This window comes from Streptomyces sp. NPDC028907, from assembly GCF_055564995.1.
In genome coordinates this window covers 209,641-232,859 of the sequence record NZ_JBVHVE010000007.1, presented here as the reverse complement: position 1 = coordinate 232,859, position 23,219 = coordinate 209,641, and the positions used below count along the sequence as shown (strand labels likewise).

21 protein-coding genes are annotated in these 23,219 nt (G+C 69.4%); 7 read left to right on the top strand and 14 right to left on the bottom strand.

Annotation, left to right across the window (positions count from 1 at the left end):
* The first annotated feature begins 70 nt into the window (after positions 1-70).
* The 5 genes from ACZ4UU_RS23155 (at position 71) to ACZ4UU_RS23135 (ending at position 5,113) form a co-directional block, all read left to right on the top strand.
* Positions 71-1,000: a 5'-3' exonuclease gene (locus ACZ4UU_RS23155; RefSeq protein WP_471905484.1), complete on the top strand. Its 930-nt coding sequence runs from the start codon at positions 71-73 to the stop codon at positions 998-1,000.
* Positions 1,001-1,188: 188 nt separating this feature from the next.
* Positions 1,189-2,034: a siderophore-interacting protein gene (locus ACZ4UU_RS23150; RefSeq protein WP_471905289.1), complete on the top strand. Its 846-nt coding sequence runs from the start codon at positions 1,189-1,191 to the stop codon at positions 2,032-2,034.
* Positions 2,035-2,496: 462 nt separating this feature from the next.
* The gene (locus tag ACZ4UU_RS23145; protein WP_471905288.1) at positions 2,497-2,712 is read left to right on the top strand and encodes a DUF6192 family protein; all 216 of its coding nucleotides are present in this window, start codon (positions 2,497-2,499) and stop codon (positions 2,710-2,712) included.
* 284 nt (positions 2,713-2,996) lie between these two features.
* Complete coding sequence (locus ACZ4UU_RS23140; RefSeq protein ID WP_471905287.1) at positions 2,997-4,022, top strand: terpene synthase family protein; 1,026 nt, start codon at positions 2,997-2,999, stop codon at positions 4,020-4,022.
* A gap of 149 nt (positions 4,023-4,171) precedes the next feature.
* Positions 4,172-5,113 (top strand): RluA family pseudouridine synthase, encoded by a 942-nt coding sequence (locus ACZ4UU_RS23135; protein ID WP_471905286.1) that lies wholly within the window; start codon positions 4,172-4,174, stop codon positions 5,111-5,113.
* A gap of 18 nt (positions 5,114-5,131) precedes the next feature.
* Here ACZ4UU_RS23135 and ACZ4UU_RS23130 read toward each other — a convergent pair whose 3' ends face one another.
* The 5 genes from ACZ4UU_RS23130 to ACZ4UU_RS23110 all read right to left on the bottom strand — a co-directional run bounded on the left by ACZ4UU_RS23130 (position 5,132) and on the right by ACZ4UU_RS23110 (position 9,681).
* Positions 5,132-6,598 (bottom strand): cytochrome P450, encoded by a 1,467-nt coding sequence (locus ACZ4UU_RS23130; RefSeq protein ID WP_471905285.1) that lies wholly within the window; start codon positions 6,596-6,598, stop codon positions 5,132-5,134.
* Between the two features lie 69 nt (positions 6,599-6,667).
* Complete coding sequence (locus ACZ4UU_RS23125) at positions 6,668-7,288, bottom strand: GTP-binding protein (protein WP_471905284.1); 621 nt, start codon at positions 7,286-7,288, stop codon at positions 6,668-6,670.
* Positions 7,269-7,670, bottom strand: coding sequence for a DUF742 domain-containing protein (locus ACZ4UU_RS23120; protein ID WP_471905283.1), 402 nt, complete (start codon positions 7,668-7,670; stop codon positions 7,269-7,271). The genes ACZ4UU_RS23125 and ACZ4UU_RS23120 overlap by 20 nt, the downstream gene beginning before the upstream one ends.
* A complete protein-coding gene (locus ACZ4UU_RS23115) occupies positions 7,667-8,074 on the bottom strand; it encodes a roadblock/LC7 domain-containing protein (protein WP_062722698.1) in 408 nt (135 codons plus the stop codon). Before ACZ4UU_RS23115 ends, ACZ4UU_RS23120 begins: the two co-directional genes overlap by 4 nt.
* Positions 8,071-9,681, bottom strand: coding sequence for a sensor histidine kinase (locus tag ACZ4UU_RS23110; RefSeq protein WP_471905282.1), 1,611 nt, complete (start codon positions 9,679-9,681; stop codon positions 8,071-8,073). The genes ACZ4UU_RS23115 and ACZ4UU_RS23110 overlap by 4 nt, the downstream gene beginning before the upstream one ends.
* A 492-nt stretch (positions 9,682-10,173) precedes the next feature.
* Between ACZ4UU_RS23110 and ACZ4UU_RS23105 the strand changes: the two genes are divergently transcribed.
* Together ACZ4UU_RS23105 and helR are read left to right on the top strand one after the other, a co-directional pair.
* The gene (locus tag ACZ4UU_RS23105) at positions 10,174-11,382 is read left to right on the top strand and encodes a glycosyltransferase (protein ID WP_471905281.1); all 1,209 of its coding nucleotides are present in this window, start codon (positions 10,174-10,176) and stop codon (positions 11,380-11,382) included.
* Positions 11,383-11,511: 129 nt separating this feature from the next.
* Complete coding sequence (helR, locus tag ACZ4UU_RS23100) at positions 11,512-13,686, top strand: RNA polymerase recycling motor ATPase HelR (protein WP_471905280.1); 2,175 nt, start codon at positions 11,512-11,514, stop codon at positions 13,684-13,686.
* Positions 13,687-13,790: 104 nt separating this feature from the next.
* On the opposite strand, the gene ACZ4UU_RS23095 is transcribed toward helR, so the two are convergent.
* The 9 genes from ACZ4UU_RS23095 to ACZ4UU_RS23055 form a co-directional block, all read right to left on the bottom strand.
* Positions 13,791-16,643, bottom strand: a complete 2,853-nt coding sequence (locus tag ACZ4UU_RS23095) for a DEAD/DEAH box helicase (RefSeq protein WP_471905279.1) — start codon at positions 16,641-16,643, stop codon at positions 13,791-13,793.
* A 727-nt stretch (positions 16,644-17,370) separates the two neighbouring features.
* The gene (gene tatC / locus ACZ4UU_RS23090) at positions 17,371-18,300 is read right to left on the bottom strand and encodes a twin-arginine translocase subunit TatC (RefSeq protein ID WP_471905278.1); all 930 of its coding nucleotides are present in this window, start codon (positions 18,298-18,300) and stop codon (positions 17,371-17,373) included.
* Between the two features lie 47 nt (positions 18,301-18,347).
* Positions 18,348-18,635: a Sec-independent protein translocase subunit TatA gene (gene tatA / locus ACZ4UU_RS23085; protein ID WP_471905277.1), complete on the bottom strand. Its 288-nt coding sequence runs from the start codon at positions 18,633-18,635 to the stop codon at positions 18,348-18,350.
* A gap of 257 nt (positions 18,636-18,892) precedes the next feature.
* Positions 18,893-19,087 (bottom strand): hypothetical protein, encoded by a 195-nt coding sequence (locus tag ACZ4UU_RS23080; RefSeq protein ID WP_471905276.1) that lies wholly within the window; start codon positions 19,085-19,087, stop codon positions 18,893-18,895.
* A 36-nt stretch (positions 19,088-19,123) separates the two neighbouring features.
* Positions 19,124-19,417, bottom strand: a complete 294-nt coding sequence (locus ACZ4UU_RS23075) for a hypothetical protein (protein WP_471905275.1) — start codon at positions 19,415-19,417, stop codon at positions 19,124-19,126.
* A 69-nt stretch (positions 19,418-19,486) separates the two neighbouring features.
* Complete coding sequence (locus ACZ4UU_RS23070; RefSeq protein ID WP_471905274.1) at positions 19,487-20,503, bottom strand: helix-turn-helix transcriptional regulator; 1,017 nt, start codon at positions 20,501-20,503, stop codon at positions 19,487-19,489.
* Positions 20,504-20,522: 19 nt separating this feature from the next.
* A complete protein-coding gene (locus ACZ4UU_RS23065) occupies positions 20,523-21,476 on the bottom strand; it encodes a helix-turn-helix transcriptional regulator (RefSeq protein ID WP_471905273.1) in 954 nt (317 codons plus the stop codon).
* 180 nt (positions 21,477-21,656) lie between these two features.
* Positions 21,657-22,028, bottom strand: coding sequence for an FKBP-type peptidyl-prolyl cis-trans isomerase (locus tag ACZ4UU_RS23060; protein ID WP_030053355.1), 372 nt, complete (start codon positions 22,026-22,028; stop codon positions 21,657-21,659).
* 58 nt (positions 22,029-22,086) lie between these two features.
* Entirely contained in the window at positions 22,087-23,091 is a 1,005-nt protein-coding gene (locus tag ACZ4UU_RS23055; RefSeq protein ID WP_471905272.1) for an FKBP-type peptidyl-prolyl cis-trans isomerase, read from the bottom strand.
* Positions 23,092-23,219 lie beyond the last annotated feature (128 nt).

The following is a 23,219-nucleotide window of genomic DNA, read 5'->3' as shown; positions in this document are numbered from 1 at the left end:
CAGCCCACAGCGCGAGCACGTCGCGCAACGCGTCGCACACCGAGAGCCGCTGTCAGTGCCGTACGGCATGATGCGAGGCGTGACCGGACGACTGATGCTCCTCGACACCGCCTCGCTCTACTTCCGCGCCTACTTCGGCGTCCCGGACTCCGTGAAGGCCCCGGACGGCACACCGGTGAACGCCGTGCGCGGGCTCCTCGACTTCATCGACCGACTGGTCAAGGACCATCGACCCGATGCGCTGGTGGCCTGCATGGACGCCGACTGGCGACCCCAGTGGCGGGTCGACCTGATCCCGTCGTACAAGGCGCACCGCGTGGCCGAGGAGCACGAGGTGGGTCCGGACGAGGAGGAGGTGCCCGACACGCTGTCCCCGCAGGTGCCGGTCATCGAGGCGGTCCTGGACGCCCTGGGCATCGCGCGGGTGGGTGTCGAGGGGTACGAGGCGGACGACGTCATCGGCACCTTCACCGGGCGGGCGAAGGGCCCGGTCGACATCGTCACCGGCGACCGCGACCTGTACCAGCTGGTGGACGACGCGCGCGGGGTCCGCGTGCTGTACCCGCTCAAGGGCGTCGGCACCCTCCAGCTCACCGACGAGGCGTGGCTGCGCGAGAAGTACGGCGTCGACGGCCGTGGGTACGCGGATCTGGCGCTGCTGCGCGGCGACCCCAGCGACGGCCTCCCGGGCGTGCCCGGCATCGGCGAGAAGACGGCGGCGAAGCTGCTGGCCGAGTTCGGCGACCTGGCCGGAATCATGGCGGCGGTCGACGACCCGAAGGCGAAGCTCACGCCCTCGCAGCGCAAGCGGCTGGACGAGTCCCGGGCGTACGTCTCCGTCGCGCCGACGGTGGTGCGGGTCGCGGGCGATGTTCCGCTGCCCGACGTCGACACGACGCTGCCGCGGACGCCCCGGGATCCGGCGGGGCTGGACGAGCTGGCGCTGCGGTGGGGCCTGGGCGGGTCGCTGCAGCGGCTGCTGGGGACCCTGGGGGCGTGAGGGGCGAAGGGGCAGGAAGGGCGTGACGGGCGCGAAGGGCGTGCGGGGCGGGTGAATGGGGACCGCGGGGCGGGGAATTCGGACCTTGCGTGCGCGACATGCGCCCTTCATGAACGAGTCATAGCGGCATTCTCCGAAGCGAGGTGCTAACTTAGGTAAACCTAAGCTTGGAACGAGGGAGGCCAGTGATGGCGCTACGCCCTGCCCGCAAGCCGCGGAAGCCCCACTCCGCGCGGGTCATCCGTACCGAACGGCTGACCCCGCACATGCAGCGTGTGGTGCTCGGTGGCGAGGGGCTCGCCGACTTCGCGGCGGACACCTGCACGGACCACTACGTGAAGATGCTGTTCTCCCCCGAGGGCGTCAGCTATCCCGAGCCCTTCGACCTGGAGCGCATCCGCGAGGAGCTGCCGCGCGAGCAGTGGCCGGTGACGCGGACCTACACCGTGCGGGCGTGGGACCCGGAGCACCGTGAGCTGACGCTGGACTTCGTCCTGCACGGCGACGAGGGCCTGGCCGGACCGTGGGCGATGCGCGCCCGGCCCGGCGAGACCGTGCGCTTCATGGGCCCCGGCGGAGCCTACGCCCCCGACCCGGACGCCGACTGGCATCTGCTCGTCGGCGACGAGAGCGCGCTGCCCGCCATCGCCCGCTCTCTTGAGTCGCTGCCCGACGGCGCCACGGCGTACGCCTTCGTGGAGGTCGCCGGCCCCGAGGAGGAGCAGAAGATCGACTCCGATGTCGAGGTCGTCTGGCTGCACCGCGGCACCCGACCTGTCGGCCAAGCTCTGGTCGAGGCTGTGCGGGCACTGGAGTTCCCCGAGGGCAGGGTGCACGCGTTCGTGCACGGCGAGGCGCACTTCGTGAAGGAGCTGCGGCAACTGCTGCGGGTCGAGCGCGGCGTGGCCCGCGAGGACCTGTCGATCTCGGGCTACTGGCGGCTCGGCCACGACGAGGACGGCTGGCAGGCCTCCAAGCGTGACTGGAACGCCCGGATCGAGGCGGAGCAGGAGGGCGCGGCACCGGCCGCGTAGCCCTGCGTCGACACACGCCAGTCGATACGCGAAAGTCGATACGCGAAGGGGGCGTGAGACCGCGCGACCGGTGGCCCCGGCGTCCGCTCCGCGCGCCGGGATTTACACCCTTTCCCGCGGCCGGAAACCATCGCATGGTGCGAAGAGGTGGGCTGTCAGGGAGAGTTGACGGCATGAGGGTGTCGCACCCGGGCCCGTGGGGGTGGTGTCCCGATGGCCGCGACGGTCGGCAGCGCGACACGGGATCACCCCGCCGAGCAGGCTGAGCAGGGGCGTGACGCGTGCCCGCGGTGAGCGGCACCCGGCGCCGACCCGACGAGACGGCCGCGGGACACACGCCGCTGCGGTCACCAGCCAGCCGAGGTCGATCATTCGACGATACGGATCCACCCTGGAACGGTCACTCGCGTTCAGCTGTAACCAGCCTCGGACAGTTGACTAAACCGGTAGGCGCACTGGAAGGTGGACGAGATCCACGACCGCGTCGCCGACGCCGCGGTCGTGGCGGTGGTGACCACCGATTATCTGCGCCGTTCGGCGGTCGTCTCGAACGCCACGACCGACGACACGTCCCGGCACGCGGTTGACGAGGCTCCGCTCGACCGGTTCAGTCAGCGGGCCCCCTTCGTACACAAGTCAGCCACGCCGCAGTCGCAGCGTATGGAGCACAGCGCGTAGTTCATGGTTTCGGTCGACTCCGTCACCCGGAGGGCAACATGAAAGGCTCTGCTCCCGCCCAGCCACCTCGGGCGGTACCCGTGGGCGGGCACGCACCTCAGCCAGTGCGCGTGCCTCTCTTCGTCCCCTGCGCCCGTCGGCTAATCGCGCCGGGGTCACCGCTCACTTCCATCGGCCTCCGGACAAAGATCCCCGAGGCAGCGACACCCGAAGGCACCAGGCATCGACAACGATCCGACGTCCTGGGCCAATAAGCATGCTGAGGCAGAAACTGGGAGAGAGCCATGCCCCAGAACGTCACCATCAATTTACCCATTCCGTCCCGGCTGAACTCCGGTTTGGCAGCCGCGAGGGAACGCAATCTGGAATGGATGCGCCAACAGAAACTGGTGTTGGGACATAGTGCCGCCCGTCGCTACGCATTCTCGGCGGTGGCGGACCTTGCTGCCTACAGCTACCCGGACGCCGCAGGCAACGACCTGGACCTGGCCTTTGACACCATGGGCTGGTTCTTCCTGTTCGACGACCTGTTTGATGTCCCCGAGGGACGCCAGGCCGACGAAGCAGTCGACGTGTGTCAGCAACTCATCGCACTCATCACCCACCCGTCGGCGCGGTGCGGACGCCACGACGCGCCTCTGGTGAGCGCCTTCGCGGACCTCTGGCGTCGAGCCAAGAGGGGCATGTCCGAGGAATGGCAGCGACGGGCCGCCCACAACTGGGTGGACTACCTGTCGGGAAACCTCACAGAGGAAATCGACCGTCGTACATGGGCCCCCCAGGACTTTGCCACCCGCATGAGGATAGGGCACCGCACCCTGGGGCTCATTCCCTCGCTCGACCTGGCCGAAAGGGTGGGGCACTTCGAGATCCCGCAGATCATCTGGCACAGCAGCCATCTGGAATCGATGCGCCGAGCAGCTGTCGACGCCGTCAAACTCATCAACGAGGTGATGTCCCTGGAGAACGACGACGCGCGAGGCGACCCCAATCTGGTGCACTGCCTCATGCGGCAACACCGCTGCTCCCGGCAGGAAGCCATCAAACTGGCCGTCGCCCTGGTCCAGACGGCAGTCAGTCAGCTCTTCGAGCAGGCGCGGCGGACCCCCCTGTTCTGCTCCCGGCTCGGGCTCACCGGCACGGAGGCCGAGAAGATCCAACGCTATGAGACCGCGATGTTCACGTGGATTCGCGGCAGCTACGACTGGAGCCGCAACAACGGCCGCTACTCCGCACGCACCGCAAGCGACCTGAGCCCGAGTCTGACCGGTCAGCTCCACCCCGCGAACCTCACACCGGTGTCTCCCTAGCGTCCCAGCGCCGCTGACCGGAAAGACCCTGTCCCATGGGACGGTGCACACGCCTGGACTCGCTGCACCGTCCCAGGAAGGCCGCAGCGCTCGTTCCGGCGGCCCGCCTCGTCCCTCGCCGTCGGTGCCGACTCGTAGGCTTGGTCCTGATGAGACGCCGTACACCACCCCCGCCCTCCCCACTGCCGCAGCGCGACGGGATCGATCCGGTGCGTGTGCGATTGCCGGCCGGAGACGCGTGGGCGACCGTACGGGATCATCTCGTGGCACGGCTCGCAGCGGGTGCCGAGGTGATCGACGGGATGCTCGACGCGGGGCGGATCGTGGACGCCACCGGGCATCCGGTGCCGCGGGACATGGCGTACGCGCCAGGAATGTACGTGTGGTTCCACCGGGAGCTGCCCGACGAGGCGCGGGTGCCGTTCGCGGTCGACGTCGTCTACCAGGACGAGCACGTGGTCGTGGCCGACAAGCCCCACTTCCTGGCCACCACGCCTCGCGGCAGCCATGTCACCGAAACGGCCCTGGCGCGCCTGCGGCGGGAGCTGGGTGTCCCGACGCTCGGCGCGGCGCACCGGCTGGACCGGCTGACGGCCGGGCTGGTGCTGTTCACCGTGCGACCGGAGGAGCGCGGCGCGTACCAGACCCTGTTCCGCGACAGACGGGTGGCGAAGGAGTACGAGGCGGTGGCCCCGCACGACCCGGCGCTGGACCTCCCGCGCATCGTGCGCAGCCGGATCGTCAAGGAGCGCGGGGTCCTTGCGGCCCGTGAGGTCGAGGGTGAGCCCAACGCAGTCAGCCGGGTCGAGTTGCTGGAACACCGGGACGGTCGTGCCCGGTACCGCCTGACACCTCGTACCGGGCAGACCCACCAGCTGAGGGTGCACATGAGTGCCCTGGGGGTGCCCATCCTCGGCGATCCCCTCTACCCGGTGGTGACCGACCCCGTGCCGGCCGGTGACTTCCGACGTCCGCTGCAACTGCTGGCGCGGGTGCTGGAGTTCACCGATCCGGTCACGGGGCGGGAGCACCGGTTCGTCAGCCCGCGTGCGCTGCGGGCCTGGTCGTCCTACGGCGAGTGGGCCGGGTAGCCCTGACGCCCGGTCGGCTCACTCGCCACGCCACCAGCGTAGGATGCGCCGGAGCACTCCCGGCCGGGCGGCCGGTTCAGGGACCGGCGGCGGAGCCGCTGGTGGAGTGACGGGTTCCGGAGCCACCGAAACCGGCGGTGTGCTGATCGACCAAGTGCTGGAACGCTGCGTCGCCAGCGGGTGCGCGGGCAGCGCCATGACGTCCTGCTGGGGCTTGGGCGCGAACTTCACCGGCAGTTCCACCAGGTGCCGGTTCGAGATGGTCGCCCGCCAAGACAGCTCGTCCTCCTCGCAGGCGAGTTGGACGTCGGGCAGGCGGGTCAACAGCGCGTCGACGCCGACCTCGGCGATGGCACGGCCGATGTCCTGCCCCGGGCACTCGTGGGAGCCGCCGCCGAAGGCCAGGTGGGAGCGGTTGCCCTGCATGTTGGCATTGAGGTCGGGCCTGACGCGCGGATCGACGTTGCCCGGCGCGATGCCGAGGATGAGAGCGTCGCTCTTCCGAATGCGCTGGTGGCCCAGCTCCGTGTCCTGCTTGGCGACGTAGGGAAGGACGGTGCTGAACGGCGGCTCGTCCCACAGGGACTGTTCGACCGCCTCGGGCACCGTCATCTGACCGCCGCTGAGCTGGGCACGGAACCGCGGGTCGGTGAGCACCACCCGCAGCACGTTGGCGATCAGGTTCGCGGTGGCCTCGTACGCGGCGACCAGGATGATACGCAGGTGCTGGCCGACCTCGTCGTCGGTGAGCCGCGCCGGGTGGTTGATCAGGTGGCTGGTGAAGTCGTCCTTGGGATCGGCCCGGCGGCGGGCGGTGAGCCGCATCAGGACGTCCATGAGGTACGCGTTGCTGGCGATCGCGGTCTCGGTGCCCTTGGGCATGTCGCGAGCGGCATGCACGATCCGGTCGTTGTACTCCTCGGGCATGCCGAGGATCTCGCACATCACCACCATCGGCAGGTGCTCGGCGAACTGACTGACCAGCTCGGCGCCGCCCTCCTCACAGAACTCGTTGACGAGATGCTGGGTGGCACGGTTGATATAGCGGCGGATGCCCCGGTGGTCGATGGTCGACACGGCGCCGTTGACCGCACCACGCAGCCGCAGATGCTCGTCACCCTCGGCGTGACTGCAGACGGGCTGCCAGGCGAAATGCGGCATCAGCGGATGGTCGGGCTTGACCGTGCCGTCCTGCAGGGCGCTCCACTGCCGAGTGTCACGGCAGTACTGCGAAGGAGTGCGCACCATGTGCAGATTCTCGGCGTGGCCGAGCACCACCCAGACCGGCACGTCCTCGTGCAGCAGTGCGGGAGCCACGGGGCCGTGCTCGGCGCGGAGTTCTTCGTACACGGCTCCCAGGTCCTCCGCGCCGGGGCCGTACAGCCGGCGCAGTCCGCCGGGGCCGATGCCGTGCGCGGGACAGCCGGGAGGCGGGGCGGCCGTGGGGTCGTCCGTACCGGTGGGGAAGAGGGATTCAGGCGTCACGATGGTCGCTCCGAAGCTGAGGTGAATCCGGTGTACAGAGGGTGAGTGGGGGGTGTGGGTGGTGTGCGGCTAGGCGGGGGCCTTCGCCATGGCCAGCGCGTGCAGGAAGTGCATCAGGGTCATCAGGACGTCCCGGCTGGAGGCCCGGCGGCGTACGTCGCACTCGACGATGGGGATCTCCTCGGGCAGGTCGAGTGCCGTACGGAGTTCGGAGACGGGGTAACGGGGCGCGTCCGGGAAGGTGTTGACGGCCACCACGAAGGGCACGCCGCGCTCCTCCAGTCGCCCCATGACGTCGAAGCTGACCTCCAGGCGGCGGGTGTCGATCAGCACGACCGCGCCCAGCGCACCGTCGAACAGCCCGTTCCACAGGAACCAGAAGCGCTCCTGGCCGGGGGTGCCGAAGAGGTACAGCACGAGCTGCTCGGTGATGCTGATGCGACCGAAGTCCATCGCGACGGTGGTGGCCGTCTTGGTTTCCGAGCCGAAGTTGTCGTCGACGCCGATGCCCGCCTGCGTCATGGTCTCTTCGGTGGTCAGCGGCCTGATCTCGCTGACCGAACCGACCATGGTCGTCTTGCCGACACCGAAGCCGCCCACGATCACGATCTTGACCGCGGCCTCTGCCGTGTGCGGCAGCTGGTCCTCGGTCCGGGGGCCGGGGACGGTGTCAGAGCCTTTGAAGTCCATGCATCACCGCTTCGAGGATTGAACGGTCGGCGACGGACTGGCGCACGATCGGGTTGCGGGCCGTCACCAGTCCGGCCGTCAGCATGTCGGTGAGCAGCACCGTCATCATGCTGAACGGCAGGTTGAGGTAGGCCGACAGCTCGGCCACGGACAGGGGGGTGGAACAGAGCCGGAGCAGCGCCGACTGCTCGGGCGTGGCGGAGGGCGGGGGGTCGGCGCGCGCCACGATTAACGTGACGAGGTCGAGGTCGCCGTCGCGCTCGCCACCGTCCGGTCCGGCGACCACGAAGAGCCGCTCCGGGTGCTTCTGCTTCCCGGGCCCGGGGGGTGGTGAGGGCGGTTGTTCCTTGGGGGTTCGCCGCTGGCGTTGCGGAGGAGTCATACGGTCTGCCCGTTACGCCTGGGCGGACTGGTGAGATGGGCACCGATGCGGGCGACGAGGTCGGACATGCGGTTGCTCATCCGGCCGGGTTCGGCGAACGTGTCGGAGAGCACGGCGAGGTAGGCGTTGGCTCCGGCGGCCATCAGATAGAAGTAGCCGCCGTTGATCTCGATGAGGACCATCTTCATCTTGCCGTCGCTGTTCGGGATCTCCGTGGCGACCGCGCTGGCCAGGCTCTGCAGCCCGGCGCACGCCGCGGCGACGCGGTCGGCGGTGTCCGGGTCGCCGCCGTAGCGGGCGATGCGCAGACCGTCGGCGGAGAGCACGACGATCATTTCGATGCCCGGTACGCCGTCGTGGAGCTCCTTGAGCATCCAGTCGAAGTTGGCGCGCTGCTGGATCACTTGATGTCCCCCTCGTCGTCGGCCTCGGGGCGGGCCGGTTGGGCGGGTTGGGCGGGTTGGGTTCGCGGCTTGAGCGTGAGCGGGTCGGGCTTGTCCTTGAGTCCGTTCCAGAACGCCTCGACCCAGGCACCGGGGACGGACTCGTCCTCGGCGGGCTCGGGCTCGGGGTCCGGCTTGCGCTTGGACCAGATGGTCGGCCGGCCCTCCCGCTCGGCCTGCTCGATGGCCGCCTGCTCGGCGATGCGCTGGCTGAGCGGCGTCTTGACCCGGCTGCGGCGCTGGGGCAGCCCGCCCGCGGTCCATTCGGTGACGACAGGGACGTCGTCCTCCATGGCGGCCATGGCGGCGGTGATCTTCGGGCTGGTGGGGCGCCGCTTCTTGGGGGCGCGCTTGGGGCCCTCGAGCGCGTCGGGGTCGGCCTTGGGCGCGGCCCCGGCACCGATGCCGTGGGCGAGTCCGGGCGCGGGGTCGTTGGTCATCATGTCGCGCGGCACCACGAGGATGGCGCGCACGCCGCCGTACGCGGAGGAGCGCAGCGAGACCTGCATGTTGTAGGCCGTGCAGAGGCGGCCGACGACGGCGAGGCCGAGGCGCGGGGACTCGCCGATGTCCTGGAGGTCGGTGCCCTGCTTGGCGCGCTCGAGCATGCCCTCGACCCGGGCGCGGGCCTCCTCGCTGAGGCTGACGCCGGAGTCCTCGATCTCGATGGCGACGCCGGTCTGCACCTCGGTGGCGGTGACGTGCACCTTGGTCTGCGGCGGCGAGTAGCGGGTGGCGTTGTCGAGGAGTTCGGCCGCGGCGTGGATGATCGGCTCGACGGAGATGCCGGCGATGTTGACCTGGGCGATGGAGTCCAGGCTGATGCGCCGGTACTCCAGGATCCGGGACATGGCGCCGCGCAGCACGCTGTACAGCGGGACGGGTTCGGGCCACTGACGGCCCGGCCGGCCGCCGCCGAGCACGGAGATCGAGTCGGCGAGACGACCGATCAGCATGGTGCCGTGGTCGATGCGCAGCAGGTCGTCGAAGACCTCGGGGTTACGTCCGTGGTCCTCCTCCATCTCCCGGAGTTCCACGGCCTGTTGGTGCACGATCGACTGGACGCGGCGAGCGATGTTGACGAACGAGCGCTGGGCGGAGTCGCGGAGTGCTTCCTGGTGGTCGACGATGTCGAGCATCGACTGCACCAACGACAGTTCCGCCCGGGAGAGATGGGCGTAGGACGGGTCGAGCTTGGCGAGGTCGCGCATCACCTCATAGGTGGAAGCGCCGCGCTGGAGCCGGTTGATGGCGGCGGGCGTGATCTCCGTGGCGAGGCGGACCATCGCCTCGTCGTGGGCGGCGACGCGCCCTTCCAGATACGCGGTGTGACGGGCGTGCTCGGCCCGCAGATCCCGCAGGGCGCGGCCGCGGCGCACGACTTCGGCCGCGGACACCAGCACCAGCAGCATGGCCACGGCACCGCATACGCCGACGGCCGTCCGGGCCGGCTCCGTCACCACGGCGACGGCGGCTCCGGTCGCCGCGGCCATCGCTATGGCCGGCAGCAACAGCACGCGCGCGTACGGGAGTTCACGGCGACTGGGCGGGGATTGAACGCTCACCATGTGGGCCCTCTGAAACGAATCGGGTGGGTGTAGGGGGAGCTTGCATGGGGGAATGTCATGGGTATGCCGGAATCTTCTGCATGATTGGGGAACAAGCGCACGATTACACCTCAACTCGGTGCGCTGCGGGCGAGCTTAGTCCGACCGGATCATCGCTGAGTCATATTCAGCAAGCACCTGAAACGGGGTGCGCGGCGGTAGTACGCTCGGCCCCATTTATACGCTCGGATTACATTCGCACACGCTGTGTCATGGCGTACGAGCGTGCGAAGACTACTCACCGTGACGGGTGAAGATCGTATTCCGGCCGATGCCTGCCGCGGTCACCTGCCGCGAATGCCTGCCCGGGGCGGCAAAAAAGAAAGGCAAGGAGGTCTCCGACTCCTTGCCACTCTCAACTTATAGCGCACCGGGGGGCTTGCGGCAAGGCCCCCGTCGTACCGCAGAATCTCCGGCCTAGGCCAAAGACCAGCGGAAACGGGGAGTCGCGAAGTGCGTGTGCTGTTGTCGACCTATGGGTCGCGGGGGGATGTCGAGCCGATGGTCGGGCTCGCGGTGCGATTGCGGGAGCTCGGTGCCGAGGTGCGGGTGTGCGCCCCGCCGGACGAGGACTTCGCGCGACGGCTGGCAGATGTCGACGTGCCGCTGGTGCCGGTCGGCCCGTCGGCGCGTGCGCTGACGAAGGCGGTGGCGCCGCCGTCGATGCCCCGGCGTGCGGCCGAGGTGATCGCCGGCCAGTTCGAGTTGATGCCCGCGGCGGCCGAGGGATGCGATGTGCTGGTGGCGACCGGCATGATGCCGGCCGCGGCCGGTGCCCGCTCGGTGGCCGAGAGACTGGGCATCCCCTCCGTGTCCGTGACCTTCCAGCAGCTCACGCTGCCGTCGCCGCATCGCCGACCGCTCGCCTATCGCGGCCGCCCGTTCCCCCCGGAGGTGACCGACAACCGCGCGCTGTGGGAGCTGGACGCCCAGAGCATCGACGCGCTGTTCGGTGAGGCGCTCAACACCAACCGGGCGTCGATCGGCCTGCCGCCGGTGGAGAACGTCCGCGACCACGTCATCGGCGATCGGCCGTGGGTGGCGACGGACCCGGTCCTGGACCCGCTGCACGAAATGCCCGGCCTCGACCCCGTCCAGACCGGCGCCTGGATCGCACCCGACGTCCGCCCGCTGCCGGCGGAACTGGAGACCTTTCTGGACGCCGGCACTCCGCCGGTGTACGTCGGCTTCGGCAGCATGCCCCTGCACGCCTCCCCGGACGCGGCCCAGGTGGCCGTCGACGCGGTACGCGCCCAGGGCCGCCGCGTCCTCGTCTCCCGGGGCTGGGCCGACCTCGCCCTGATCGACGACCAGGACGACTGCTACGCCGTGGGCGAGGCCAACCACCAGGCGTTGTTCGCCCGGGTGGCCGCCGTCGTGCACCACGGTGGCGCGGGGACGACGACCACGGCGGCCCGGGCCGGCACGCCCCAGGTCGTCGTGCCCCAGCTGGCGGACCAGCCGTACTGGGCCGGCCGGGTCGCCGACCTCGGTATCGGCGCGGCGCACGACGGCCCGACGCCCACCTTGGAGTCCCTGTCCGCAGCGCTCGAAACGGCGCTCACGCCCGAGACCCGCGCGCGAGCGACCGCCGTGGGGGCGACGATCCACACCGACGGGACGGACGTGGCCGCGAAGCTGCTGCTCGACGGGGCCTTCTGAGGACAGCCCCGCCCGAGCAGCCGTAGGGGGCGGCCGTCCGAGAACAGGCCGCACCGCGACACCCGCGACACCGCAACACCGCAACACCGCAACACCGCAATCGACCGTCCCGCATTCGGAGCTGATGCCTTGAAACCCCTGACCACCAGCGCGTTCGACCTCCCCGACCGCCTCTCCCTCAAGGCCGACCCGACCCTGATCGCCGGTGACGAACAGCACTTCGCGGCCATCGCGGAGTGCCTCGAGCAGTCGATCGCCGAGCTCACCGACCGCCTCGACGCCGCACGCAGGGCACCCGGCGGCAAAGGGCAGCAGGCCATGGACCGGGACATCGAGGTCCACCGGCTGACCGCGCGCCTGCGCACCCTGCGCCGCTTCGGCCTGGACCTGTGCCTGGGGCACATGGTCGGCGCGGACGACGCCGAGCCCGTGTACATCGGACGCCTCGGCCTGACGGACAGCACCGGCCGCCGCCTGCTGCTCGACTGGCGCTCCCCGGCCGCCGAGCCGTTCTTCGGTGCCACCCACGCCAACCCGATGGGGCTGGCCGGCCGCCGCCGGCATCGCTGGACCGACGGCCGGATCAGCGACTACTGGGACGAGGTGTTCACCTGGGACGGGTTGGACGGGCACCATGCCGCCCTCGACGACCAGTCCGCCTTCATCGCCAGCCTGGGCAGCGACCGGTCATCCCGGATGCGGGATGTGCTCGGCACGATCCAGGCCGACCAGGACGCCATCATCCGCGCGGGCTCCCGGGGCGCCCTCGTCGTCGACGGTGGCCCGGGCACCGGCAAGACCGTCGTCGCCCTGCACCGCTCCGCCTACCTCCTGCACGCCGACCCCCGCCTCGGTCACCGCCGGGGCGGCGTGCTCTTCGTGGGTCCGCACCGCCCGTACCTGGCCTACGTCTCCGATGTCCTGCCCAGCCTCGGCGAGGAGGGCGTACAGACCTGCATCCTGCGCGATCTCGTCGCCGAGGGCGCCACGGCGACCGCCGAGGCCGATCCGGAGGTGGCCCGTCTGAAGTCGTCCGCGGATCTGGTGAAGGCGATCGAGAAGGCGGTCCGGTTCTACGAGGAGCCGCCCGCCAAAGGCATGACGGTCACGACCCACTGGTCGGATGTCTGGCTGAGCGCCGACGACTGGGCCGTAGCATTCGAGGCGGCGGAACCCGGCACTCCGCACAACGAGGCGCGCGACCAGGTCTGGGAGGAACTGCTGACGATCCTGGCGGACAAGCACGAAGGCGACGCCTCGACACAGGACGGCGACGTCTCACCCGACCTGCTACGCAGGTCACTGACACAGAACAGGGAGCTCTTGGCGGCCTTCAACCGCGCCTGGCCGCTGCTCGAAGCGGCGGACCTGGTCGGCGACCTGTGGTCGGTACCCGCATACCTGCGGATGTGCGCGCCGTGGCTCAGCCGCGAGGACGTCCAGCGCCTCCAGCGCGCGGACGCCCAGGCCTGGACGGTGTCCGACCTGCCCCTGCTGGACGCGGCACGACAGCGGCTCGGTGACCCCGAGGCGTCACGACGCAAACGCCGCCACGAGGCCACCGTCGCCGTCGAACGCGAGCGCATGGGCAGGGTCGTCGACGACCTCCTCGAAGCCCACACCTACGACGACGGCGAAGGCGTCCTGATCATGCTGCACGGCCAGGACATGCGGAACTCCCTGGTCGACGACTCGGCCCTGCCCACCGCCGACCCGGACCTGCTCGCCGGCCCCTTCGCGCACATCGTCGTCGACGAGGCCCAGGAACTGACCGACGCGGAGTGGCAGATGCTGCTGCTGCGCTGCCCGTCCCGAAGCTTCACCATCGTCGGCGACCGCGCCCAGGCCAGGCACGGCTTCACGGAGTCCTGGCGGGAACGCCTCGAACGTGTCGGCTTCGACCGCATCGACCTGACGTCCCTGAGCATCAACTACCGCACCCCGGAAGAGATCATGAAGGCGGCCGAGCCGGTCATCCGCACCGCACTCCCGGACGCGAACGTACCGACGTCCATCCGCGGCACCGGCGTCCCGGTCGTCCATGGACCCACTACCGACCTCGACGCGATCATCCGCACCTGGCTCGCCGAGCACACCGAGGGGATCGCCTGCGTGATCGGCGACCCCACATTCCGCTCGACGGACCGGGTCCAGTCCCTGTCTCCAGAACTCTCGAAGGGCCTGGAGTTCGACCTGGTGATCCTTGTGGATCCACAGACCTTCGGCGAGGGCATCCAGGGGGCAGTGGACCGCTACGTGGCGATGACAAGGGCGACCCAGCAGCTCGTCATCCTCACCACTTGAGAGACGGTGGGGGCGGCTACCCAGGGGCGCGGGGCTGTATCAATTTGCGGCTCCGCCGCGTGGGCGCGACCAGCCACGACGCCCCCGCACCCGCCGAGGCCCCCTCACCCGACCGACGAATAGGCGACAACCCCCCGCAACAGCCCATCCACAGCCTTACGCGCACTCTTGGCCACAGTAGAGCCGTCCGCAGGAGAAGCCGCCGCGATCTGCCCCAGCACATCAATCACCTGCTTGCACCACCGCACGAAGTCCCCGGCCGGCATCTCCGCCTCACGCAGCACCTCATCCAACCCCGAACCGCTGGCCCACATGTACGCGGCCCAGGCGAACCCGAGATCCGGTTCACGCTGCCCGACCCCTTCGGTCTGCGTGATCCGGAAGTCCTCCTCCAGGGCGTCGAGCCGCCCCCAGATCCGCACCATCTCACCGAGCGCGGCCTTGGCCTTGCCCGAAGGCAGCTTCGGCGCCATCGCGTCGTCCCCGACCCGCGCCTCGTACACCAACGCCGAGACGCAGGCGGCCAGTTCGGCCGGTCCGAGGCCCTCCCACACCCGCTCCCGCAGGCACTCGCTGGCCAGCAGGTCGAGTTCGCCGTACAGCCGGGCGAGCCGCTTGCCGTGTTCGGTGACCTCGTCGTCGCGCAGATAGTCCAGTTCGGTCAGCAGCGCCACGATGCGGTCAAACGTACGGGCGATCGTGTTCGTACGGCCTTCGATACGGCGTTCCAGCTGCGAGGTGTCCCGCAGCAGCCGGTGGTAGCGCTCGGCCCAACGGGCGTGGTCCTCGCGGTCGTTGCAGCCGTGGCAGGGGTGGGCGCGGATGTCCTTGCGCAGGCGGGCGATCTCCCGGTCGTCCGCCGCCTGGGAGCGCCGCTTGCGGTGCCGCTCCGGCGCGATGTGCCCCGCCTTGGTGCGCAGCGCGGAGGCGAGGTCCCGACGGGACTGCGGGGAGCGCGGGTTGAAGGACTTGGGGATCCGCATCCGCTCCAACGCCTCGACGGGCACCGGGAAGTCCATGGACGCCAGCCGCTTGACCTGCCGTTCGGCGGTCAGGACCAGCGGGCGCGGTCCGTCGTGGTGCTCGAAGCCGCGGTGGCCGTTGGACCGTCCGGCGGGCAGCCCGGGGTCCAGCACGAGCGCGAGACCGGCGTACTTGCCCGTGGGCACGTGGATGACATCGCCAGGCTTGAGCTTCTCCAGCGCGACGGCGGCCTCCGCGCGCCGCTGCGTCGCGCCCTCGCGGGCCAACTCCGTCTCGCGGTCCTTGAGTTCGCGGCGCAGTCGCGCGTACTCCTCGAAGTCGCCGAGGTGGCAGGTCATGGACTCCTTGTAGCCCTCCAGCCCCTCCTCGTTGCGCTGCACCTGCCGGGAGATCCCGACGACCGACTTGTCGGCCTGGAACTGCGCGAAGGACGTCTCCAGCAGTTCGCGCGAGCGGTGCCGGCCGAACTGCTCGACCAGGTTGACCGCCATGTTGTACGACGGCTTGAAGCTGGACTTCAGCGGGTACGTGCGCGTGCCGGCCAGCCCGGCGAGGTGCTCGGGGCTGGAGCCGCGCTGCCACAGCACCACGGCGTGGCCCTCGACATCGATGCCGCGGCGGCCCGCGCGACCGGTCAGCTGTGTGTACTCGCCGGGTGTGATGTCGGCGTGCTGCTCGCCGTTCCACTTGACGAGCTTCTCCAACACCACCGACCGGGCCGGCATGTTGATGCCCAGCGCCAGCGTCTCGGTGGCGAACACGGCCTTCACCAGGCCGCGGACGAACAGCTCCTCGACGACCTCCTTGAAGGTCGGGAGCATGCCCGCGTGGTGGGCGGCTATGCCGCGCTCCAGGCCCTCCAGCCATTCGTAGTAGCCGAGGACATGGAGGTCCTCGGACGGGATGGCGGCGGTGCGCTCCTCGACGAGGGCACGCACCTTCTCCCGCGCCTCGTCGTCGTTCAGCCTGAGCCCGGCGTACAGACACTGCTGTACGGCGGCCTCGCACGCGGCGCGGCTGAAGATGAAGGTGATGGCGGGCAGCAGCCCCTCGGCATCGAGGCGTTCGATGACCTCGGGGCGCCCCGGCGTCCACACCCGGGAGCGCTGTCTGCGCTCCCGCTCCCGGTCGGCCTCGCGCATGTTCCGGCCGCGTCTGCGGTCCTGGTACGACGGTCGGGTGGCCTCCATCCGGGCCAGCCGCATGAGGTCGGGGTTGACCGCCTTCTTGCTGCCCTCGCCCTCCTCGAACAGGTCGTACATCCGACGTCCGGCGAGCACGTGCTGGAACAGCGGTACGGGCCGGTGCTCGGAGACGATCACCTCGGTGTCGCCGCGGACGGTGTCGAGCCAGTCGCCGAACTCCTCGGCGTTCGACACGGTCGCCGACAGTGAGACGAGCGTGACCGACTCGGGGAGGTGGATGATCACCTCTTCCCATACGGCGCCGCGGAAGCGGTCGGAGAGGTAGTGCACCTCGTCCATGACCACATAGCCGAGGCCGAGGAGGGTCTGCGACCCGGCGTACAGCATGTTCCGCAGCACCTCGGTCGTCATCACGACCACCGGGGCGTCGGAGTTGATGCTGTTGTCGCCGGTGAGCAGACCGACCATGCCGTCGCCGTAACGGCGGCACAGGTCGGTGTACTTCTGGTTCGACAGCGCCTTGATGGGTGTCGTGTAGAAGCACTTCTTGCCCTGCATCAGGGCGAGGTGGACGGCGAACTCGCCGACGATCGTCTTGCCGGAGCCGGTGGGCGCGGCCACCAGTACACCCTTGCCCGCCTCGAGCGCCTGGCAGGCCTCGATCTGGAAGGGGTCGAGGCCGAAGTCGTACATCTCGCGGAAGGAGGCGAGGGCGGTGGCCTGCTCGACAGCGCGCCTGCGTGCTGCCGCGTACCGCTCGGCCGGTGAGAGGTCCTCTGTCATCGTGCTTTCGAGCGTACCGGGCGCCACTGACAACAGGACGATCATTATCCGGATCGGACTCCCACCACGACCACGACGCCAAGCGTCCGGAAATCGATCTTGCCCGGGCTTCACATTCGAACTAACGTTTCCTTCCGGTTCGGACCGTCTACGCCGAACCAACCCGTGCGTCACACCACCACGGTTTTGAGCCCGCGACTGACCGCCGCGGTCAGACAACAAACAACTGGGGGAGACTTGAGTCTCGCGAGACGTGCCTCTGTACTCACAGCCACGACGGCAGTGCTCCTGGGCATGGTTGGTACCGGATCGGCCTCGGCCGCAGATGTTTCCACGCGGGCAGTGCACCGCGGAAGCACGGCCTGCTTTAACTGGTCGTGGGGAGATGGCACCATCTCCTGGACGGTCTACGCCAGCAACACGTGCAATCGCAGCCGAGGCCTGAGCTTCAAAGGCACGGGGGACGCGATCGCATGTATTTGGGTCGCTGGCAACTCCCAGGAGCATCACAAGTACGCCTATAAGCCCAAGTCGGACAGCTTCAAGGAAGTCTCGCAGTGCCCGCCCGGCACGGGTGACTGATCACTGAGAGAACAGAAGGCCAGTAGTCCTCGGTCCGAGCAATTCTGACCGACTCACGACTATGACCTACCCGAGCAGCGGGGTGAGTTCCTGTAACAGGCGCTCACCCCGCTCTTGCCGTCGCTCAGTGAAGCAAGATCACGTGCCGCAGTCCCTCAAGACGGGGCATTTGTGCACGGCGAGGCACCGACTACGTGATGTCGTCATAACCGTTGACCCGCTCCCGCCCTGCCTGCTCCGGCAGCGCCCGGCTCGCGGAGACGGTCTCGACCTCGTCGATGCTCTCGGGGGTCAGATCGAGGTCGGAGGCCTCGTCGTCGTCCAGCTCGGCGTCGGGGTCGTTACGGCGGCGCCGTCGGTCGTTCAGGATGGAGAAGCCCACCGCCATGAAGTACAGGATGACGATCGGCCCGGCGAGGGCCATCATGCCGATGGGGTCGGTGGTGGGGGTCGCCACGGCACCGAAGACGAAGACACCCATGACGACGCCGCGCCACCAGCCGAGCATTCGGCGTCCCGTCACCATGCCCGTCAGGTTCAGCATGACCAGGAGCAGGGGAAGCTCGAAGGCCGCACCGAAGACAAGAACCATCCGGACGCTGAAGTCGAGGATCTTGTCCATCGGCAGGATGTTCGCCGACCCGTCGGGCGTGATGCCCAGCAGGACACGCATGCTGATCGGCATGATCGTGTAGGCGAGCCAGGCGCCCCCGAAGAACAGCGGCACCGCGGCCGCCACGAAGTAGTACGTGTACTTGCGCTCGCTCTTGTGCAGTCCTGGGGCGACGAACGCCCACAGCTGATAGAGCCAGAAAGGGCTGGACAGGACGATGCCCGCCATGAGGCTCACCTTCACCGTGGTCGTGAAGGGTGAAAGCAGGTCGGTGTACGCGACGACCGCGCAGGCACCGCCCGTGGTCTCGCCCAGTCCCGTGGTACAGCGAGGGACCGGATCGGAGAGGAACTTCATGAGTTCCGCGTTGTAGAAGGCGGCCACGATGGTGACGACCGTGATCGCCAGCATGCCCTTCGCGAGCCGGTTGCGGAGCTCACGAAGGTGTTCCACGAGGGGCATCCGCCCCTCGGGATCCTTCTCCTTGTTGCGGGCAGACTTCAGCAACCCACGTTCCCATCTCGTGCGGCGGGCCGGAGGTCACCGGCCCTGCGTCAGCGCTTCGTGGTGTCCGTCGGCTCGTTGACCGGGCGCGCGTTCGTCGCGTCGCCGGGGGCGGCCTGGATGATGCGCTGGGCGGGGGGCTGCTGGTCGCTGTTGTTGTTCGGCGGGTCGGCCGGGGCGGCGGACTTGTCCTCGTCCTTCATCGCCTTGGCCTCGCTCTTGAGGATGCGAGCCGACTTGCCGAGGGAACGGGCCATGTCCGGGAGCTTCTTGGCGCCGAACAGCAGGATGATGACTACGAGGATCAGAATGATCTCGGTGGGGCCGAGCCTACCCATAGCTGTATACCTTCTTCACCGAGGCGACATGGTCCGATTACCCGGCAGGTCGGACATTCATCCGACCACCGTGCTGCCAGGGATCGTAACGCTCAGGGGTGAACGTGGGACAATCCCTGTGCATACTCCCAGTCCGCGGGCCCGCGCCTCGCTCTCGGGCCGCAATCCGCAGCGTACCTGGCGGAGGCGGCAAGTTGACAGGGCGAAGTGGCCCAAAACGCACGCGACTCAGGTCTCACACCGAATCCTTGAGCGCACTACAGCGAGTCCACAGCCTTAGCCGCGCTAACGGTCGCCCGTTCCAGGTCCTCCGCGGCCCGGCTGATGCGTCGCGCGGAGTCCGTGACCTGCCGACCGAGGCGCTGTGCCTCCAGGAAGACCCGCACGGCGAGCACACCGAGCACCACGAGACCCAGAAAACCCACAGCTACCGCGAACATCGGCCAGAACATGACGCCGAGCCTAGACCACCCCTGGGCGGCACCGTCCTACAGCGTGGAGTGCAGCCGCAGAGTGCTGACCCCGCCGCCCGTCAGCAGCTCCACGATCCGCTCCCCCGCCGGCTTGCGGACGGACGCGCCGCATTCGGGGCAGGTGAAGGAGTAGAACGTCGTACGGCTGGTCGCGCCGATGGCGAGTCGAAGGGCGCTCGCGGTGAGCTCGAAACTGCCCCGGCAGTCCGGGCAGCCCGCCCTGAACACCACCGGGGCAACGCTTCTCATCCCGGCGAACGCGGACGCCACCGTCATCTCCCGCACCCCGGACGTCGCCGACTCGCTCAAAGTCCTGCTCCCGCCTGTCGCACCGCTTGTCCCACTGCCTGCCGAGCTGCCTGTCCCACCGGGCCTGTGCTACTGCCCGTCCGGCATCGAGTGCGCCCCGTGAGCGCCTTGCGCCTCGACCCCGTCGTACGCCGCCAGCGCCTCGCGGGCCGCCTGCCGGGCACTGTCGGCCAGCTCGGGCGGCGAGACGATACGGCCGTCACGCCCGAGCCGGAGCGCCAGGCGCCGCAGCGACGCGGGGTCGGGGGTGCGCAGAGTGATACGCAGCCCGCCGTCCGCCAGCTCATCGGCGCTGTCGTGGGGGTAGTACTCGGCGACCCAGCGGCCGCCCGGCCCGACCTCGACGACGACCTCGGGATCCTCCGCGGCGGGCTGCACCAGGCCCTCCGACAGGTCCCGCAGCTCGACCTCGGGCGCCGCGGACGGCTCGTCGAGGATCTTGATCTCGGCGACCCGGTCGAGCCGGAAGGTGCGGCGCGCTTCGGAACGCCGGCACCAGGCCTCGACGTAGGTGTGGCCGACGCTGACCAGGCGGATCGGGTCGATCTCGCGCTCGGTGACCTCGTCACGCGCGGGCGAGTAGTAGCGGATCCACAACCGGCGCCGTTCGGAGATCGCCCGGTCGACGTCGGCGAAGACACCGCCCTCGGATTCGAAGGTCACCGACAGCCGGGAGCTGGCGCCGGCCGCTTCCCCGGCCGCGGCCTCCACCTTGGCGGTCGCCCGCAGCAGCGCCTGCCGGTCGCTCTCGCGCAGACCGGGAAGCGTGGAGACGGCCCGGGCGGCCACCAGCAGCGCGGTGGCCTCGTCGGCGGCGAGCCGCAGCGGCTCGGCGACGTCGTCGGGGTTGTGCCACCAGATGCGCTCGCCGTCGGTGTCGATGTCGAGCAGGTCGCCGCCGCGGAAGCTGGTGCCGCACATGGGCAGCACATCGAGGTCGGAGACCAGTTCGTCCTCGGAGATGCCGAAGGCGCGCGCCACGTCCTCGACGCGGGCGCCGGGGCGCTCCCTCAGATACGTCACCAGGGAGAGCATCCGCCGGGTCTGGTCGATGGCGTTGATGGGCCGAACCGGTTTGCCTGCCACTGTGTCGCTCCGCTCCCCCTCAGCCCTTGGCCACGGCACGCAGCCGGTCCACCACGTCGGCCCGCAGCTCCGCGGGCTCCAGGACCACCACATCCGGCCCGAACTCCACCAGCCACGCGTCCAGCCCGTGGCCGTACGGAATCTCCAACTCGTCCCAGCCGTCCCCGAGTTCCCGCACCGCCGTGGCCTTCGCCCGAAGGGGGTACCCGGCGTCCGCTCGCAGCCGGATCAGCGCGGAGCGGTCGGCGGTCTCCCCCGCCCAGCTCGCCACGGTCTCCCGCACGGTGACGACATCGGGGACGGGCGCGGTGAACCGGGCGCCCCGCGAACGCACCTTGCCCGTGATCCGGGACAGCCGGAACACCCGCTCCGCACCGCGGTCGCGGTCCCAGCCGGCCAGATACCAGTGGCCGCGCCAGCACTCCAGCGCCCACGGCTCGACATGCCGGGGTTCGGGGCGGGCGGCGGTGGCCTTGCGGTAGTCGAAGACGACGGGACGACGGTCGCGGCAGGCCAGCATCAGCGGCTCGAACGCGGCCTCGTGCACCGGGATCCGGGGCTCCAGCGCGCCGTGCGCCTCGTACGGGTCGACGTCCTCGGGCAGCCCGGCAGCGCGCAGCTTCTGCAGGGCGCCGCTGGCCGCGCCCGCGAGCCGGACCTGCTGCCACACCTTCGCGGCCAGCCCCAGCGCGGCGGCCTCCTCCGCGTCCAGCGTGATGGGCGGCAGCCGGTTGCTGTCCCGGCGGGCCAGATAGCCGACCTCGCCGTCCAGGTTCTCCACCGTCTCGATGACCAGGCCGAGCTCGCGCAGATCGTCCTTGTCGCGCTCGAACATCCGGTTGAAGGAGTCGTCGGAGCCGGCTTCCAGGTAGGCCTCGATGGACTCACGCAGCTCGCGCTTGCTCAGCGGCCGCCGCGTCCCGAGCAGACACAGCGCCAGGTTCATGAGCCGCTCGGCCTTGGCAATGGCCATCGACGCCCTTCGCCTTCCCTATGGTGCTTACGGACGATGACCGTACCGCTCCGCGGTGGCCTGGCAAAGCCGAGGGCCCATGCCCGGACAGGCATGGGCCCCAGGTAGTCCGGTCCGGTCGTACGCCGATCACCGTCAGCCGATCGGAAGCGACCGTCGGACACGACGGCCAGACGACGATCAGACGCCGAGCAGGTCGACCACGAAGATCAGGGTCTCACCGGGCTTGATCGCCGGAGTCGGGCTCTGGTTGCCGTAGGCGAGGTGGGCCGGGATGGTCAGCTGACGGCGGCCGCCGACCTTCATGCCCTGCACGCCCTGGTCCCAGCCCTTGATGACACGGCCGCCACCCAGCGGGAAACGGAACGGCGTGCCGCGGTTCCAGCTGGCGTCGAACTCCTCGCCCGTGCTGAAGGCGACACCCACGTAGTGCACGGTGACGGTCTGGCCCGCCTGCGCAACCGCGCCGTCGCCCTCCCAGATGTCCTTGATCTCGAGGTCCGCCGGGGGCTCGCCGCCCGGGAAGTCGATCTCGGGCTTGTCGATGCTCACGTCTTACGCTCCTGCTCGTGATGGAAAGGCAACAGCACAGTCTTACATCCGGGCCGGGCTACATCGCCGCCAGGATGTCGACCGAGAAGACCAGCGTGGAGCCCTTCTTGATGACACCGCCACTCGGCGGGGTGTCCCCGTAGGCCAGGTCCGGAGGTACGACGACCAGCACCCGGCTGCCCACCTTCTTCCCGGCCAAACCCTGCGCCAGGCCCTTCACGACCTGCTGCATCTGGGGCAGCGCGAACTGGCTCAGCTGCCCCTGCCGGTAGCTCGACTCGAACTCCTTGCCGCTGTCCCAGACCACGCCCTTGAACTGGCACAGGACGGCCTGCTCCGCCTTCACCTCGGCACCGTCGCCCTCCAGGACATAGGCCGTCACCAGCTTCTTCGGCGCGTCCGTCTTGGGAACGGTCAGGGACGGCGGCTTGCCGTCGGTGTTCGTGCCGACCTTCGGCAGATCGACGTCGTCCTGGGCGACGACCTCGCCCTTCGCCGAACTCTTGGCGTTGAACGCCTCCTGGACATCGATGACGAAGACCAGCGTGTCGGTGCCCTTGATCCCCGCGTCCGCGTTGCCCTGCGGGCCGTAACCCCAGGTCGGAGGGATCGCCATCTGAACGCGGCTGCCCGCCTTGCGCCCCACCAGACCGTACCGCCAGCCGGCGATGACACTGCCCTCGGCGAGCTGGATGAGCAGCGGCTTCTTGCTGTCGTAGGAATTGTCGAAGGACTTCCCGGTGGCCCAGATCTGCCCGAGATAGTTCGCCACGACGAAGTCGTTCTCCGCCACCGTCTTGCCGTTGCCCGCGATGACCGTCTTCACCGCAAGGTCCTTCGACGGATCACCACTGCCCTTGGCGACCGTCGGCTTCTGCCCGAACTTCGCACCCGCGGTGATCGCCGGCAACGGACCGTCCACGATCTTCGGCGACGGAACCGCCGACGTCGCCGGAGTCGAGGGCGACGCACTGTCACTCGCCTTGTCGTCCTTGTCATCGCCGCATGCGGCGAGCGTGACCATTCCTGCGGGTACGGCGATGAGAAGTGAGCGTCGGCGCACGGTGAGAGCCTCGTAATCGGTCGATCTTGTGGATGGCGTGCGCGCAACTCTACGGCGTGAGAAGGGCGCCGTACGGGAAACGTACGGCGCCCGCGTTGCGCTCCGGAAAACCTGCCGGAACCCGACGC